Genomic DNA, 14,607 nt, shown 5'->3' on the forward strand with positions numbered 1-14,607 from the left:
ATGATGGCGTCCGTGGATGATGCGCGGCGGCGCCGCATGGGGCGTCGCCGGCACAACGAGTATGCGCAAGCCATCATGGCGGCGCTATCGCCGCTGGCAAAACCGCCGTTTTAATCTGTGCGTCGCGAGCTCTGCGACGACACGCGCATAGCGCTCAGCCGGCGCCGCGTTCGCCGATCCACTGCCGCGCCTGTTCGAGGATTTCCTCGCTCAGGGCCGCATCGTCGCTGAGCCGCGCCAAGGTCAAGGCGCCGACCATCGCCGACCAGCGCCCGATCGCTTCGCGCCGGCGCGCGAGCGCGTCGGCGCCGGGCGCGCTGTCGCTCATGCGCCGCAATTGCTCGCGCAGGCCGGCGGTCATGGTCGCGCGCGCCTGCGGCGACTGGCGCAGCGTCTCCGCGCCGAGCCCCGCGACCGGGCAACCGCCGGCCGCGTCGGCGCAGTGCCGCGACGACAGGTAGTCGGCGAGGAAAGCCTCGGGTTCGGCGCGGACTTCGGCCGTGGCCAGCACGTGCGCCAGGGTCTGCGCGATCAGGTCGTCTTTGGACTGGAAATGGCCGTAGAACGCGCCGTGGGTCAGCCCGGCGGCCTTCATCACCTCGGCCACGCTGACCGCGTCGAAGCCGCGCGCGCGGAACAGCCGGCCGGCCTCGTCGAGGATGCGGCGGCGGTTTTCGCCGACCTGCTCGCGGCTGACTTTCATCGCGGGAACCTCGCTTCGGGTGGCTTGACAGCTTACATGACGATCATCATGATAACTCAAACATGATATTCATCATGAATAAACCCGATTCCTCCCCCGACCCCACCGAGCCCGCCATGTCCACTCTCCCCACCGTCCTCATCACCGGCGCCTCCACCGGCATCGGCGCCGTCTACGCCGACCGCTACGCCCGCCGCGGCCACGACCTGATCCTGGTCGCGCGCGACCTGGGCCGCCTGCAAGCCCTCGCCGCCCGCCTGCGCGCCGACTACGGCGTGCGCGCCGAACCGCTGCAGGCCGACCTCGCCGACCCGGCCCAGCTGGCCCGGATCGAAAGCCTGCTGCGCGACGACGCCCGCATCGGCGTGCTGGTCAACAACGCCGGCGCGACCCTGGCTGGCGGCTTCCTCGAACAGACGCCGGAGCAGACCGCGCAGCTGATCGCGCTGAACGTCACCGCCCCGACCCGCCTGGCCGCGGCGATCGCCCCGCGCCTGGCCGCGGCCGGCACCGGCGCGATCGTCAACCTCGCCTCGGTGGTCGGGCTGGCGCCCGAGTTCGGCATGAGCGTCTACGGCGCGACCAAGGCCTTCGTCCAGTACCTGAGCCAGTCGCTGCAAGGCGAAATCGGCGGCCAGGGCGTGTACGTGCAGGCGGTGCTGCCGGCGGCGACGCGGACCGAAATCTGGGAACGCTCCGGGCGCGACGTCGAGCAGATCCCCGGAGTCATGGAAGTCGACGCCTTGGTCGACGCCGCGCTGGCCGGCTACGACCGCCGCGAGCCGGTGACGATCCCGCCGCTGCACGACGAAACCCTGTGGCAGGCCGCCGACGCGGCGCGCAAGGCGATGCTGCCGCATTACAGCCAGTCGCAGCCGGCGCCGCGTTATCTCAACGGCGGTTGAGGCTTCGAACCGCTCTCCTGTGCCGGCCGAAGCGCCGCTCCTACAGGGAGTCCATGCACCCGCGAGGCGGCTGCTGACACCAAACAGTACGCAATGGTATGTTTCGCCCACCGCCGCCCCGCGTGCCCGCGCCGCCATGCAAGACCTCTTGCTGTTCTCCCACGCCAACGGCTTCCCCGCCCCGGTCTACCGGGTGATGCTGGAGGCCTTGTCGGCGCGCTACCGGGTCGTCCGGCCCGAACGCATCGGCCACGATCCGCGCTACCCGGTGACCCTGGACTGGCCGCACCTGATCGACGAATTGGTCCAGCGCGTGCAGGCCGCAGCCGGCGACGCGCGGCGGATCTTCCTGGTCGGCCACTCGCTCGGCGGCTATCTGAGCCTGCTCGCCTCGCACCGCCTCGCCGGCACCGCGCTGGCCTCGCGCCTGGGCGGCGTAGTGATGCTGGATTCGCCGCTGATCGCCGGCTGGCGCGCGCGCCTGGTGCAGCTGGGCCGGCGCACCGGCCTGGACAATCTGGTCATGCCGACCCGCGCCACCCTGCAGCGCCGCCGCCACTGGCCCGACCGCGCCGCAGTGCGCGCGCATTTCCTGGCCAAGCCCGCGTTCGCGCGCTGGGACGCGCGCGTGCTCGACGATTACGTCGAATACGGCACCCGCGCGGCCGACGACGGCGCGCGCGAACTGTCGTTCGAACGCGAAATCGAATACCGCATCTACCGCAGCCTGCCGACCACCTCGCTGAGCGGCCTGACCGCGCAGTTGCGCACGCCGGTCGGCTTCCTCGCCGGCACCCGCTCGCGCGAGTTGCGCAATGCCGGCAGCGCGGCGACCCGGCGCCTGGTCGGCGAGCGCTGGAGCTGGGTCGAGGGCAGCCATCTGTTTCCGATGGAGCGTCCGCTGGAGACCGCGCAGGCGATCGAGGCGATGCTGGAGCGGATGGCGCCGGCGGCGGCCGACGCGGTAGCGTTGCGCCCCACCGGCACTTGATGGGCCCCCTGTAGGAGCGGCGCGAGCCGCGACCGCGAATCCTCAGCTACGCCGCAACCATCGTCGTAGTTGAATTGGCGCGGTCGCGGCTTGCGCCGCTCCTACACGGAGCTACCGATCCGAAAACGCGAACGGCCGCGATTCGCATCGCGGCCGTTCGCGCAAATCCGTCAGGCGCGCAGCGCCCGCGGTCGTCTCACCAAACCAGATCGTCCGGCACCTGGTACATCGGATCCGCATACGGATCCTCGTGCGCCGGCGCGTTCGGATCGACCTTCAGCGCCACCGCCGGGGCGAAGATCTCCTCGGCCTGGGCCAGCATCGCCGCGGTCACCAGCAGGTAGCGGCCTTCCTGTTGCAGCACGCCGAGTTCGCCGGCGTTGAGTTGCTTGAGCTGCTCGGCGGTCACGTACACGCGCTTGATCTTGCCGCCGTACGGGAAATGCCGGGCGATGTCGGCGTCGGCCACGTTCAGGGCCTGGTCCTTGAGCAGTTCGGTCAGTTTGGCCCGCGCTTCGCGGCGCAGGCGCGCTTCTTCCTGCTTGGCCTGTTCCGCGGCGATGCGCTCGTCCTTCTCGCGCTGGGCGCGGATCGCATAGGCCTTGGCCAGATCGATGTCCTCGCGCGAGGCCGGACGCCCGCGCTGCTCGCCGGGTTTGCCGCCGCCGGGACGGCCGTGGCCGCGCTGCTCGCCCGGCTTGCCGCCGCCGGGGCGGCCCTGGCCGGGCCGTGCGGCGGGCGCGGCGCCCGGACGTTGCCCGCCCGCCCGCGCATCGCCGTCGGCGCGCGCCTGCGGCTTGCCGCCCGCAGGGTGTCCGCCCGCAGGCTTGCCGCCGCCGGGCTTGCCGCCGCGGCGGTCGTCGCCCTTGCGTTCGGGGCGTTCGGGCTTGGGCGCGGGCTTGAAGCCCAGGCCCAGCAATTGGTCGCGCAAGCTATCGCTCATTGCAGTTTCGTCAGTAGTGCGGCGGCGGCGGTTCGTTGGCCGAATCGCCGGTCAGGGGGCTCGCGGCCAGGGCCGCGCGCAGGTGCTTGATTTCTTCCAGCGCGCGGAACAGCAGCAGGCTGTTGCGCGCTTCTTCGCTGCGCGCGGCGGCGAGCGCGTCGCTGAGTTCGGTCAGCGCGTGCTCCTGGAACGCCACGCGGCTTTCCAGGTCGATCAGGCGCTGCTGCATCTGGCTCAGGTCGGAATCGGAACTCACGGGCGGCGGCTCACGCATCGATCAGGATCGAACGGCCGCGGCCGATGCCGTAATAGGCCAGATCGGCGGCCTCGACCTCGTCGGGATGGTACAGGTTGCGTCCGTCGAAGATCACCGCGTCGGCCAGGGCCTGGCGCACGCGGACGAAATCGGGGCTGCGGAACTGCTTCCACTCGGTCACCACCACCAGCGCGTCGGCGTCGGCCAGCGCGGCGCGCGCCGAGTCGCACAGCACCAGGTCGTCGCGCTCGCCGAAGATGCGCTGCGCTTCATCGCTGGCTTCCGGATCGTAGGCGCGGACCTTGGCGCCGGCCTCCCACAGCTGCGCCAGCAGGCGCCGGCTGGAGGCTTCGCGCATGTCGTCGGTGTTGGGCTTGAACGCCAGGCCCCACACCGCGAAGGTCTTGCCGCGAACCTCGCCGCCGTAGTGGCGCTGGATCAGTTCGAACAGATGGCCCTTCTGGCTGTCGTTGACCGCTTCCACCGCATCGAGCAGGCGCGCGTCGTAGCCGTGCTGCTGGGCGGTGCGCGCCAGCGCCTGCACGTCCTTGGGGAAGCACGAGCCGCCGTAGCCGGCGCCGGGATAGATGAAGTGCCAGCCGATGCGCGGGTCCGAGCCGATGCCCTGGCGGACCATCTCGATGTCGGCGCCGACTTTCTCGGCGATGTTGGCGATCTCGTTCATGAAACTGATCTTGGTCGCCAGCATCGCGTTGGCCGCGTACTTGGTCAGCTCGGCCGAGCGCACGTCCATGACCACGATGCGTTCGTGGTTGCGGTTGAACGGCGCGTACAGGCGCTTGAGCTTCTCCACCGCGAGCGGATTGGCCGCGCCGATGACGATGCGGTCCGGGCGCATGCAGTCGTTGACCGCGTCGCCCTCCTTGAGGAATTCGGGATTGGAGGCGATGTCGAACGCGACCTGCGCGCCGCGCGCGGCCAGTTCGGCGGCGATCGTCGCCTGGACCTTGTCGGCGGTGCCGACCGGCACGGTCGACTTGTTGACCACGATCACCGGGCGCTCGATGTGGCGGCCGATGGTCTGCGCCACCGCCAGCACGTACTTGAGGTCGGCGCTGCCGTCCTCGTCGGGCGGGGTGCCGACCGCGATGAAGATCAGGTCGCCGTGGGCGATCGCGCCGGCGGCGTCGGTGGTGAAGTGCAGACGGCCGGAGGCGTGGTTGGCCTTGACCATCGATTCCAGGCCCGGCTCGTAGATCGGGATCACGCCGCGGTTGAGGCCCTCGACCTTGGCCTGGTCGATGTCGACGCAGACCACGTCGTGTCCGACGTCGGCCAGGCAGGTGCCGGTGACCAGGCCCACATAGCCGGTGCCGAAGATGGTGACGCGCATTTCGTGCTTCCTTGGGTGTTGCGGGATCCGTCGGGCGAACCGCTAGGTCCGACGCCCTGGGGACTGAAGTCCGCCGGCCGCGGCCGCGCCGTGGCGCGCGCCGAAGCCCGCAGCGGCGAAACCGGCCGGACGACGGCAGCGGTAGCCGCAAGGGTATGGGGACGGCGGCCGCGCTGCAAAAGCGCGTGCGGTCCGCCGCCTGCGCCGGACCGACCGGATCGGGCCCGATCGGCCTGGCCTGCGGCCGCGAGCGCGCCGAACGCGCTCCGCCGCACGCTCCCGCCGCGAGGGCGGAAACGACGCGGCGCCGGCGCGGATCGCGCGCCGGCGCCGCCGGTTGCCGCTTAGTGCTTCGGCGCGGTGCCCATCGCGGCCGATTCCGGACCGTCGGCCTTGACGATGTCGAGCAGCTCGACGTCGAACACCAGGGTCGCGTTCGGGCCGATCGGGCCGCCCGGGGTGCCCTGCTCGCCGTAGCCGAGCTTGGCCGGGATCCACAGCTTGAACTTGCTGCCGACCGGCATCAGCGCGATGCCTTCCTGCCAGCCCGGCACCACCGCGCCGAGCGGGAACACCGCCGGCTCGTTGCGCGCGTAGGAGCTGTCGAATTCCTTGCCGTCCAGCAGCGTGCCCTTGTAGTGCACGCGGACCGTGTCGGAGGCCTTGGGCTTGGCGCCCTTGCCTTCGCTGACGATCTGGTACTGCAGGCCCGAAGCGGTGGTCACCACGCCGGCCTTCTTGCCGTTGGCGGCGAGGAACTTCTCGCCCTCCTCCTGGTTCTTCTTGGCCGTCGCCAGCATCTTCTCGACCTGCTTGTTGCGCACGGTCTCCTGCAGGCGCTGGCGGATCTGCATCGCTTCCTCGTCGCTCAGCGACGACTTCTCGCCCTTCATGCTGGCCTGCATCGCCTTCTGCAGCACGGCCAGGTCGATATCGTCCTTGAGCAGCTCCAGCGAGCGGCCCATGTCCATGCCGATCAGATAGCTGTTCTGTTCCTTCTCGGTCTTCATGCCGCCCAGGACCTTGACGTCCTTCTTGGCATCGGCCGCCTTGTCGCCGCTCTTGCTCTCGGCGGCCTTGTCGCCGGCCGGCTTGCCGGTCTGGTCGCAACCCGCGGCGAACAGCGCCATCGAGGCCACGGCGATCGCCAAGGCGGTGTTACGCATGAAAGGCTTCATCAAACTGCACTCCTGAAAAAGACTGGACCGGAAGGTGGTGGGCCGGCCGGACAAACTGCCCGGAACCGGCTGAACGTTGCTTCACGCGCCGCGCGTGCGCGGCGCGCATGGGGGATTACAGGATGTCGAGCAGTTCGACTTCGAAGGTCAGCACCGCGTTCGGGCCGATGCTCGGCGGCGCGCCGTTCGGGCCGTAGGCGAGTTCGGACGGGATCCAGAACTTGAACTTGCTGCCGACCGGCATCATCGCCAGGCCTTCCTGCCAGCCCTGGATCACGCCGTTGACCGGGAATTCGGCCGGCTGGCCGCGATCGTAGGAGCTGTCGAAGGTCTTGCCGTCGAGCAGCATGCCCTTGTAGTTCACGCTGACCTTGTCGGTCGGCTTGGGACGCTCGCCGGAGCCCTGGCGCAGGATCATGTACTGCAGGCCCGAGCCGGTCGCGAACACGCCCTTGACCTTCTTGTTCTCGTCCAGGAACGCCTTGCCTTCCTTGAGGTTCTTCTCGCCGGCCGCGGCCGCTTCGGCCTTGGTCTTGGCCTGCATGCGCTCGCTGAAGTTGGTCAGCACGGTGCGCGCGTCGCCTTCGGCCAGCAGCGGCTTGCCGCCGCCGAGCGAGGTGCGCACGGCCTGGGCCAGCACCGGCAGGTCGATTTCGGATTTGATCTGCTGCAGGGCCGGGCCGACCATGAAGGTGCCGATCATCAGGCCGACCTTGGTCTTGTCGACCGCCGGCGGCGGCGTGCCCGGCGGGGTGCCCTGGGCCGGCTTGCCCTCGCGCGAGGCGATGCGCGCGCGCAGGGCGGTGTCGACGCTGCGCGCCTCGTCCTGGGTGATCAGCGGCTTGCCGCCGTCGAACACGTTCTTGACCGCTTTTTCGAACGCCGCGGCGTCGAGGTCCGGGCCGACCGGCTTGAGCGAGGAGGCCACGTCCAGGCCGATGGCGTAGCTGATCTTTTCGCGTTCGTTGGCGAGCACGGTCTTGTCCTGGGCAGAGGCGGCGCCAGCGAACAGCGCCGCGGTGGTCATCAACACGGCCGCGCCGCGCACGAAGTGCTTCATTAGGGTCCCGCTCCTGGTACCTGGTCCTGGTGGTGTAAGAGTCCGGCGTCGCCGATCGCTGCGACAGCGACGACGCGGACGCCGACGCGCCGCCGTGCGGCGCGAGCCCGCCATTGTCGCGGTCGCGGCCTTGTGCGGCAACGCTCCAGTGTGACGGCGGCCCGGCGTTTTAGTTCCGCTGCGGCGCCGGCGGACCGGCGCGGAAACCGGACCGGGCGCGCAAATCGCGCCGCGGCGGCGCCGGCCGGCGCCGCCCGGGCGAGCGATCGATCAGCGCGCCGCGACCGGCTTGGGCGCCGGCGCGGCCAGCGCGCGCTCGATCGCCGCGACCACCGCCGGATCGTCCGGCGTGGTCTTGCTGCCGTAGCTGGCGATCAGCTTGCCGTCGCGGCCGATCAGGTACTTGTGGAAATTCCACTTCGGCGCTTCGCCGGCGGCCTTGGCCAGGTCCTTGTACAGCGGCGTGGCCTGGTCGCCGACCACGTGCACCTTCTCGAACATCGGGAACTTGACCCCGTAGGTCAGCGTGCAGAACTCCTGGATCTGCTTCTCGTCCTCGAACTCCTGCGCCTTGAAATCGCCGGACGGGAAGCCGAGCACGGCGAAACCGCGCGCCTTGTACTTGGCGTGCAGGCCTTCCAGCGCTTCGAACTGCGGGGTGAAGCCGCATTTGCTGGCGGTGTTGACGACCAGCACGACATCGCCGGCATAGGTCTTGGACAGCTCGACCGGCTGCTTGCCGGCGAGCGGGCGGTAGCTGCGGTCGAGCAGGCCGCCGGCCGCGGCGGCGGCGCCGACGGCCGCGGTCAAGGCAAGCGCCAGCAGGGCGCGGGCGGCGCGGCGGGTGTTCGAGGGGGCGATGGCGGGCATGGGACGCCTCAGGAAAGTGGGGAAAGGCCCGTCCGGCGGGCCGCGAGGGGGGCACGACCCGACATGGGGGCGGCCGGACGGATTCGGGCCAAGTATGACTTCAGTTGGGTCCGCAGCGATTGACGCGGCGTGATTAGGTGTTATAGTTGAATACAACACCGGCCCACTAAAGAGCAGGACGTTCGCATGAACCGCAAGCTCCATAACTCGATTTCGGCCCTGATGGCCGCCGGCGGCGCCCTGGTCCTGGGCCTGGTGGTCGCGCTGCCGCTGCCCGCCCCCGACGCCCCGCCGGCGCCGCTGCTGGCCCAGTTCGCCGCCGACGCCCCGGCGACCCGCCCGATCGAGGTCAACCTCGGCGCGGTGCAGGCGCGGATCAGCTTCGACCGCGATTTCCTCGAACGCGCCCGCAGCCGCTCCGGCGACGTCGCCGGCGCGGTGCGCAAGATCGAACAGCGCGCCCAGCAACTGGAAAACACCGACCAGGCCGGCGAACTGACCGCCCTGGCCGGCGCCCTGGCCGGCGATGTCGCCGACCTGGCCGCGCTGGCCAATGCGGTCGCCCCGGGCCTGGCCCCCGCCTCCAACGCCGCCGCGGAGCCGGCCGGCGCCGCCGAACCCAAGCGCAAGGCCGGAAGCGCCGCGCGCCGCAACCGCAGCAATCTCGTCATGCCCTATTTCTCCTTCCTGTCGCGGGGCTGAGCCATGACCGCAATCCAATGGAGCGACGGCGCTCCGATCTATCGCCAGCTCAAGGAACGCGTCGTCGCGATGATGCTCGACGGCGTGCTCAAACCCGGCGACGCCCTGCCCTCCGTGCGCCAGGTCGCCGCCGAATACCAACTCAATCCCATCACCGTCTCGCGCGCCTACCAAGAGCTGGCCGACGAGTCGCTGGTCGAAAAACGCCGAGGCCTGGGCATGTACGTGACCGAAGAAGCCGCGAAGAAACTGCTCCTCAACGAACGCGAGCGGTTCCTGCGCGAGGAATGGCCGCTGGTGCTGGAACGCATCGCCCGGCTCGGCCTGCGCGCGGAAGAACTGTTCGGCGGCAACGGCGGCAACGGCACCCACAAGGCGGACGCACCATGACCAACGCCCTCACCATCGATCCCGGCCAGGTCGTGCGCGCCCGCGGCCTGCGCAAGACCTACCGCAACAAGAACGCGCTCGACGGCGCCGACTTCGACATCCCGACCGGCCGCATCGTCGGCCTGATCGGCCCCAACGGCGCCGGAAAGACCACCGCGCTCAAGGCCGTGCTCGGCCTGACCCAGTTCGAAGGCGAGCTGTCGGTGCTCGGCCTGGACCCGCGCCACCAGCGCGACGCGCTGATGCGCGAGGTCTGCTTCATCGCCGACGTGGCGGTGCTGCCGCGCTGGCTGCGGGTGCGCGAGGCGATCGAGTTCGTCGCCGGCGTGCATCCGCGCTTCGACCGGGCCAAGTGCGAGCGCTTCCTGCACGGCACCCAGCTCAAGCCCGACCTGCGCGTGCGCGAGATGTCCAAGGGCATGATCGTGCAGCTGCACCTGGCGCTGGTGATGGCCATCGACGCGCGCCTGCTGGTGCTCGACGAGCCGACCCTGGGCCTGGACATCCTGTACCGCAAGCAGTTCTACCAGCGCCTGCTGGAAGACTACTTCGACGAGAACAAGACCATCGTGGTCACCACCCACCAGGTCGAGGAGATCGAACACATCCTCACCGACGTGATGTTCATCCGCGACGGCAAGATCGTGCTCGACTGCCCGATGGAGAACCTCGGCGAGCGCTTCGTCGAAGTGCTGGTCGACCGCGACAAGGCCGAGCACGCGCGCACCCTCGGCCCGCTCGACGAACGCGCCCTGCCGTTCGGCAAGACCGTGATGCTGTTCGACGGCGTCGCCGCCGCCCAGCTCGACGGACTCGGCGAAACCCGCACCCCGGGCCTGGCCGACCTGTTCGTCGCCACCATGAAGGGGACTTACGCATGAACGCCGCCACCGACGACTACACCTCCCCTGCCGCCGTACCCCGCGCCGCCGCCGCGATCTCGCCGTCGCAGGTGTTCGTGATGCTGCTCAAGCGCGAGTTCTGGGAACACCGCGGCGGGTTCCTGTGGGGCCCGCTGATCGCCGGCGCGATCGCCGTGGCGTTCACCGTGCTCGGCGTGATCGCCGGCTCGGTGCTGTTCAACAAGTACTCGGTGCGCGACCACGACGGCATCAACCTGGAAATGACCGGCGACCTCAGCCGCGCCGGACAGATCGGCGACGCCGCGCTCGCCGGCGGCCTCGGCATCGTCTGCCTGGTGTTCGTGTTCGTGGTGTTCTTCTACGCGCTCGGCTCGCTGTACGACGAGCGCAAGGACCGCAGCATCCTGTTCTGGAAATCGCTGCCGGTGTCCGACACCCAGGCGGTGCTGTCCAAGCTGGCGTGGGCGCTGTTGCTGGCGCCGCTGATGGCCGCGGCGATCGGCCTGGCCGTGGGACTGCTGATGTGGGTGCTGGCGTGGCTGGCGGCGGTGCTCAACGGCTTCGCCGGCGCCGGCGCGATCTTCACCCAGGCGCATCCGTTCCGCCTGCTCGGCGAGCTGCTGCTGTCGGTGCCGGTGTACGCGCTGTGGGCGCTGCCGACCGTGGGCTGGCTGATGCTGTGCTCGGCCTGGGCGCGCAGCGTGCCGTTCGTCTGGGCGGTGGTGGTGCCGCTGCTGGCCTGCGTGTTCGTCAGCTTCCTCGACGTGATGCCGGGCATCGAGATCCCGCACGCCGCGATCTGGTACACGGTGGCGCTGCGCGGCCTGCTCAGCGTGGTGCCGGGCACCTGGTTCCTGCACTACCGCTACGGCGACGAGGCCCAGCAGGCGGCCCTGCGCGGCACCGATGCGCTGAACCAACTGGATTCGGTATCGAGCCTGCACATGCTGGCGACCGCCGACCTGTGGATCGGCGCGGCGCTCGGCGCGGCGATGATCTTCGCCGCGATCCGCCTGCGCCGCTGGCGCGACGACGGCTGAGGCGCGCGGCCGGCGCCGGTGGCGGGTCCATCGCGGACCGATTGCAACCCTGCCGGCCCCGGCCGCATCCCAGCCTCACCCATCCGCTCAGGAGCGTCACATGCGTCCCCTCTCCTTCCTGCTCTGCGCCGCGCTGCTGCCGGCCTCCGCCTTCGCCGGCGACCGCTGCGACAACGCCCAGCCGCGCAATCTCGCGCTCGACCTCAAGGGCGCCAAGGTCGTGGTGTTCGAAATCGGCTCCGACGACCTGGTCGTGGAAGGCGGCAACGGCGCCGCGGCGGTGACCGGACGCGCCTGCGCCAGCAACGCCGGCGACCTGCCCGGCCTGACGATCAGCCAGCGCCGCGAAGGCGACAAGCTGGTGGTCGTGGCCGAGCACGCCAAGCGCCTGGGCCTGAACTTCAACGGCCAGTACCACCTGCAATTGCACGCCAGCGTGCCGCGCGAGCTGCGCGTGCAGCTCAAGGTCGGTTCCGGCGACGCCGCGGTCAAGGACGTGGCCGCGCTCAGCGCCGACGTCAATTCCGGCGACATCCAGATAGCCAACGTGCGCGGCCTCACCGTCGCCTCGGTCGGCTCCGGCGACATCGGCCTGCGCGACATCGGCCCGCTGCAGATCGTCAGCCTCGGCTCGGGCGACCTCAAGGCGCGCAACGTCGGCGGCGACGTCAAGATCGGCACGGTCGGCTCCGGCGACGTCGAACTCGACCAGGTCGCCGGCTCGGTGACGATGGACCGCATCGGCTCGGGCGACCTGGAAGTCGACGGCGTGCGCGGCGACCTGCGCGTGGCCCGGGTCGGCAGCGGTTCGGTGCGCCATCGCGGCGTGGCCGGCAAGGTCGACGTGCCCAAGGACGATTGATCCACGGCGGCGCGGGCCGAGCGCCACGGCCCGCGCCGCCGCCTCCGCAACGGCGCGCTTCCATCGGACTCCTCTCATGAACGCCCGCAAGTCCCCCTTCGTCCTGCTGCTCGCCGCCGCGATGGTCGCGGTCTTCGCCGGCGCCTGCTCGCGCAAGTCCGACACCGACGGCGTGCACGTCTCGGTGATCGACCACATCGCCATCGGCGGCGACCGGGTGACGGTGCGCGGCGGCGGCCAGCGCGCCGAAATCGGCGCCGACGGCGCCATCGCCATCGACGGCAAGGCCTTGACCCTGAGCGCGGAGCAGCAGGCCGCGGGACGCGAGTTCTACCTCCAGGCGACCGGCATGAAGCGCGACGGCGCCGCCATCGGCAAGGCCGGCGCGGCGATGGCCGGGCAAGTGCTGAGCACCGTGGTGCAGGACGTGCGCGACGGCCGCACCGACCAGACCGAGGCCAAGGTCGAAGCGCAGGCCGACAAGCTGCGCGAGCAGGCCATGCAAGTTTGCCGCCGGGTCGAGACCTTGCGCCAGGCCCAGCAGCGGCTGACCGCGGTATTGCCGCAGTTCCAGCCGTTCGCGCGGATCAAGCAGGGCACCGGCGACGAGTGCAAGGATCGCGGCTGAGTCCGTGCGGTCGGCCGGGAAGGATCGCGCTGAAGCCTCTGGATCCCCGCGTTCGCGGGGATGACGGCTGGGACAGACGCGGCGAACCTACCTGTCGTCGTTCCCGCGAACGCGGGAATCCAGGGATTCATCGCAGCATGACTCTGAAGTCTCTGGATCCCCGCCTTCGCGGGGATGACGGCTGATGAAACCGCGGCCACCCCACCTATCGTCGTTCCCGCGAAGGCGGGAACCCAGGGCTTCATCGCAGCATGACTCTGAAGTCTCTGGATCCCCGCGTTCGCGGGGATGACGGCTGATGGAAACGCAGCAAACTCACCTATCGTCGTTCCCGCGAAGGCGGGAACCCAGGGCTTCATCGCAGCGTGACTCTGAAGTCTCCGGGCCCCCGCCTTCGCGAGGATGACCACCGATGGATCAGTCGAACCCGCGCCCGTCGTCGGCGCTGTCGCGCGTGTTCTTCTGCACCGCGATCGCCGCGAACAGGCTCATGCCGTAGGCCATCGCGTAGAAGCCCTTCTCGCTGAAGGCGATCTGCGCGTTCCACAGGCCGACGAACATCAACGTCAGCGCCGCGATCACCGAGGTCCAGGCCAGGCCGTAGTAGAGGTTGGTGACCGGCAGGCCTTCCATGCGGTCGCGCACCGACTTCTGCACCGACACCGCCGAAAACAGGCCGTACAGCAACAGGGTGAAGTAATAGCCCTTTTCGTTGAGCTGCAACCCGGCGTTCCACAAGCCGACCAGATAGGCCAGCGAGCCGAGCAGGAGCGCGCCCCACGAGGCGCCGACGAAAGCGGCCGAGGGCTTGCGGGATACAGCACGGTTCATAGCGCTTCCTTGAGTGAGCGGCGGCCGGCGCTGGCCGGAAAGTCCGCCGTTGCGCGCTGTGCGCGACGGCGGCGGATGCGGGCGTTCCGAGCCCGCGCAGCCACTGTGCCGAGCGCGCCAGGCGCTGTCATCGGCGATCGCTCAAGTATCGAAAGATGCGACTCGCGGGGGAGTCGTGCGCGCCGTGTCGCGGCGACGGCGCGGGAGAACAAGCGCTGAGGGGCCTGCCTCTTGAGTCGCCAGCCCTCGAATGGCCGCGCTCTGAGCGGCCGGGCTGCGCGTGGCCGGGCCTCGCGCGGCCGGTGCCGCGCCCTCGCGGCGGCACGCCGCCGGGCCGCGCCGCGCGCGCCGCGACGGCGCGCGCGTCCCGGGCCGGAACCTCCGGCCCGGGGCGGCGGTCAGCGCGCGGCCTGGACGCCGGCGACGGCGGCCTTGGCCGCACCGGCCACGGCCGGCGCGGCGTGCCCGCTCAGGTCGACGTGGATGTTGTCGCCGGGAAAACCCGGGAAGAACGTCGGCTTGCAGGCGGCGCAGGCCAGCAGCGAAGCGATGGCGGCGTACCGAAGGAAACGATTGGATTTCATGAGCGAGGCTCCATTAGTTATGGCTGGCCGGGCGGCCAGGGGCTGCGGGGAAACTCGTGCGCGCGCCACGTCCTGTTCCGCGCGAACGACAGTTACTTCATACCCGTCACGGTAGATCCGTAATGACCGCACAGTTACCGCTCAATAACCGTGCGCCCGCGACGGACCGCGGCGGACATCGCGGCGGCCGAAACCGCCGATTTTCCGCGCCGGCGCCGGTTTGGCGGCGTCGGTGCGGGCTCCGCGAACGCAGGACGCTACGCCCGGACCGCGCCCTCGCACGGCCCCGGAGCGGCCGGATAACCGGCAGCTCCCTGTCGCAACCTCCCCATCCGCGGCGGGCGTAATATTATCCGCGCTCGCGCACCGATAATCCTCCCGTGCGGCGAGGATATCCAGGCGCATGCGCCGGAAACCCCCACGCCGGTCGCGAAACAAAATCCTCGA

Annotated in this window: 17 protein-coding genes; 8 read left to right on the forward strand and 9 right to left on the reverse strand. The window is 70.2% G+C overall.

Annotated features, from left to right (window positions below; genetic code table 11):
- Positions 1–154: 154 nt before the first annotated feature.
- Entirely contained in the window at positions 155–703 is a 549-nt protein-coding gene (locus tag JHW38_RS04540) for a TetR/AcrR family transcriptional regulator (RefSeq protein ID WP_207524831.1), read from the reverse strand.
- 116 nt (positions 704–819) lie between these two features.
- Between JHW38_RS04540 and JHW38_RS04545 the strand changes: the two genes are divergently transcribed.
- Together JHW38_RS04545 and JHW38_RS04550 are read left to right on the forward strand one after the other, a co-directional pair.
- On the forward strand, positions 820–1,608 hold the full coding sequence (locus JHW38_RS04545) for an SDR family NAD(P)-dependent oxidoreductase (RefSeq protein WP_207524832.1): 789 nt from the start codon (positions 820–822) through the stop codon (positions 1,606–1,608).
- A gap of 136 nt (positions 1,609–1,744) precedes the next feature.
- Positions 1,745–2,599: an alpha/beta fold hydrolase gene (locus JHW38_RS04550; protein ID WP_207524833.1), complete on the forward strand. Its 855-nt coding sequence runs from the start codon at positions 1,745–1,747 to the stop codon at positions 2,597–2,599.
- 196 nt (positions 2,600–2,795) lie between these two features.
- On the opposite strand, the gene JHW38_RS04555 is transcribed toward JHW38_RS04550, so the two are convergent.
- From JHW38_RS04555 to JHW38_RS04580, 6 genes are all read right to left on the reverse strand, one after another.
- Positions 2,796–3,542, reverse strand: coding sequence for a DUF2058 domain-containing protein (locus tag JHW38_RS04555; protein ID WP_207524834.1), 747 nt, complete (start codon positions 3,540–3,542; stop codon positions 2,796–2,798).
- A gap of 10 nt (positions 3,543–3,552) precedes the next feature.
- A complete protein-coding gene (locus tag JHW38_RS04560; protein ID WP_428995287.1) occupies positions 3,553–3,798 on the reverse strand; it encodes a SlyX family protein in 246 nt (81 codons plus the stop codon).
- Between the two features lie 10 nt (positions 3,799–3,808).
- Positions 3,809–5,152, reverse strand: coding sequence for a UDP-glucose dehydrogenase family protein (locus tag JHW38_RS04565; protein ID WP_207524836.1), 1,344 nt, complete (start codon positions 5,150–5,152; stop codon positions 3,809–3,811).
- A gap of 344 nt (positions 5,153–5,496) precedes the next feature.
- Positions 5,497–6,318, reverse strand: coding sequence for an FKBP-type peptidyl-prolyl cis-trans isomerase (locus tag JHW38_RS04570; RefSeq protein WP_207524837.1), 822 nt, complete (start codon positions 6,316–6,318; stop codon positions 5,497–5,499).
- Positions 6,319–6,445: 127 nt separating this feature from the next.
- Positions 6,446–7,390, reverse strand: coding sequence for an FKBP-type peptidyl-prolyl cis-trans isomerase (locus tag JHW38_RS04575; RefSeq protein ID WP_207524838.1), 945 nt, complete (start codon positions 7,388–7,390; stop codon positions 6,446–6,448).
- A 270-nt stretch (positions 7,391–7,660) separates the two neighbouring features.
- Complete coding sequence (locus tag JHW38_RS04580; protein ID WP_207524839.1) at positions 7,661–8,260, reverse strand: glutathione peroxidase; 600 nt, start codon at positions 8,258–8,260, stop codon at positions 7,661–7,663.
- Between the two features lie 186 nt (positions 8,261–8,446).
- On the opposite strand from JHW38_RS04580, the gene JHW38_RS25675 reads away from it, so the two are divergent.
- From JHW38_RS25675 to JHW38_RS04610, 6 genes are all read left to right on the forward strand, one after another.
- Entirely contained in the window at positions 8,447–8,962 is a 516-nt protein-coding gene (locus JHW38_RS25675) for a hypothetical protein (RefSeq protein ID WP_207524840.1), read from the forward strand.
- Between the two features lie 3 nt (positions 8,963–8,965).
- Entirely contained in the window at positions 8,966–9,352 is a 387-nt protein-coding gene (locus JHW38_RS04590) for a GntR family transcriptional regulator (protein ID WP_207524841.1), read from the forward strand.
- Positions 9,349–10,233, forward strand: a complete 885-nt coding sequence (locus JHW38_RS04595) for an ABC transporter ATP-binding protein (protein ID WP_207524842.1) — start codon at positions 9,349–9,351, stop codon at positions 10,231–10,233. The genes JHW38_RS04590 and JHW38_RS04595 overlap by 4 nt, the downstream gene beginning before the upstream one ends.
- A gap of 80 nt (positions 10,234–10,313) precedes the next feature.
- On the forward strand, positions 10,314–11,255 hold the full coding sequence (locus tag JHW38_RS04600; RefSeq protein WP_207526248.1) for an ABC transporter permease: 942 nt from the start codon (positions 10,314–10,316) through the stop codon (positions 11,253–11,255).
- Between the two features lie 100 nt (positions 11,256–11,355).
- Entirely contained in the window at positions 11,356–12,117 is a 762-nt protein-coding gene (locus JHW38_RS04605) for a hypothetical protein (RefSeq protein WP_207524843.1), read from the forward strand.
- A 76-nt stretch (positions 12,118–12,193) separates the two neighbouring features.
- A complete protein-coding gene (locus tag JHW38_RS04610) occupies positions 12,194–12,745 on the forward strand; it encodes a hypothetical protein (RefSeq protein ID WP_207524844.1) in 552 nt (183 codons plus the stop codon).
- A gap of 417 nt (positions 12,746–13,162) precedes the next feature.
- Here JHW38_RS04610 and yiaA read toward each other — a convergent pair whose 3' ends face one another.
- Both yiaA and JHW38_RS04620 read right to left on the reverse strand, forming a co-directional pair.
- Entirely contained in the window at positions 13,163–13,576 is a 414-nt protein-coding gene (gene yiaA / locus JHW38_RS04615) for an inner membrane protein YiaA (RefSeq protein WP_207524845.1), read from the reverse strand.
- A gap of 398 nt (positions 13,577–13,974) precedes the next feature.
- Complete coding sequence (locus tag JHW38_RS04620) at positions 13,975–14,160, reverse strand: hypothetical protein (RefSeq protein WP_207524846.1); 186 nt, start codon at positions 14,158–14,160, stop codon at positions 13,975–13,977.
- Positions 14,161–14,607: the final 447 nt, after the last annotated feature.

It is taken from the genome of Lysobacter enzymogenes (genome assembly GCF_017355525.1).
In the GTDB taxonomy this organism is placed as follows: Bacteria; Pseudomonadota; Gammaproteobacteria; order Xanthomonadales; family Xanthomonadaceae; genus Lysobacter; species Lysobacter enzymogenes_C.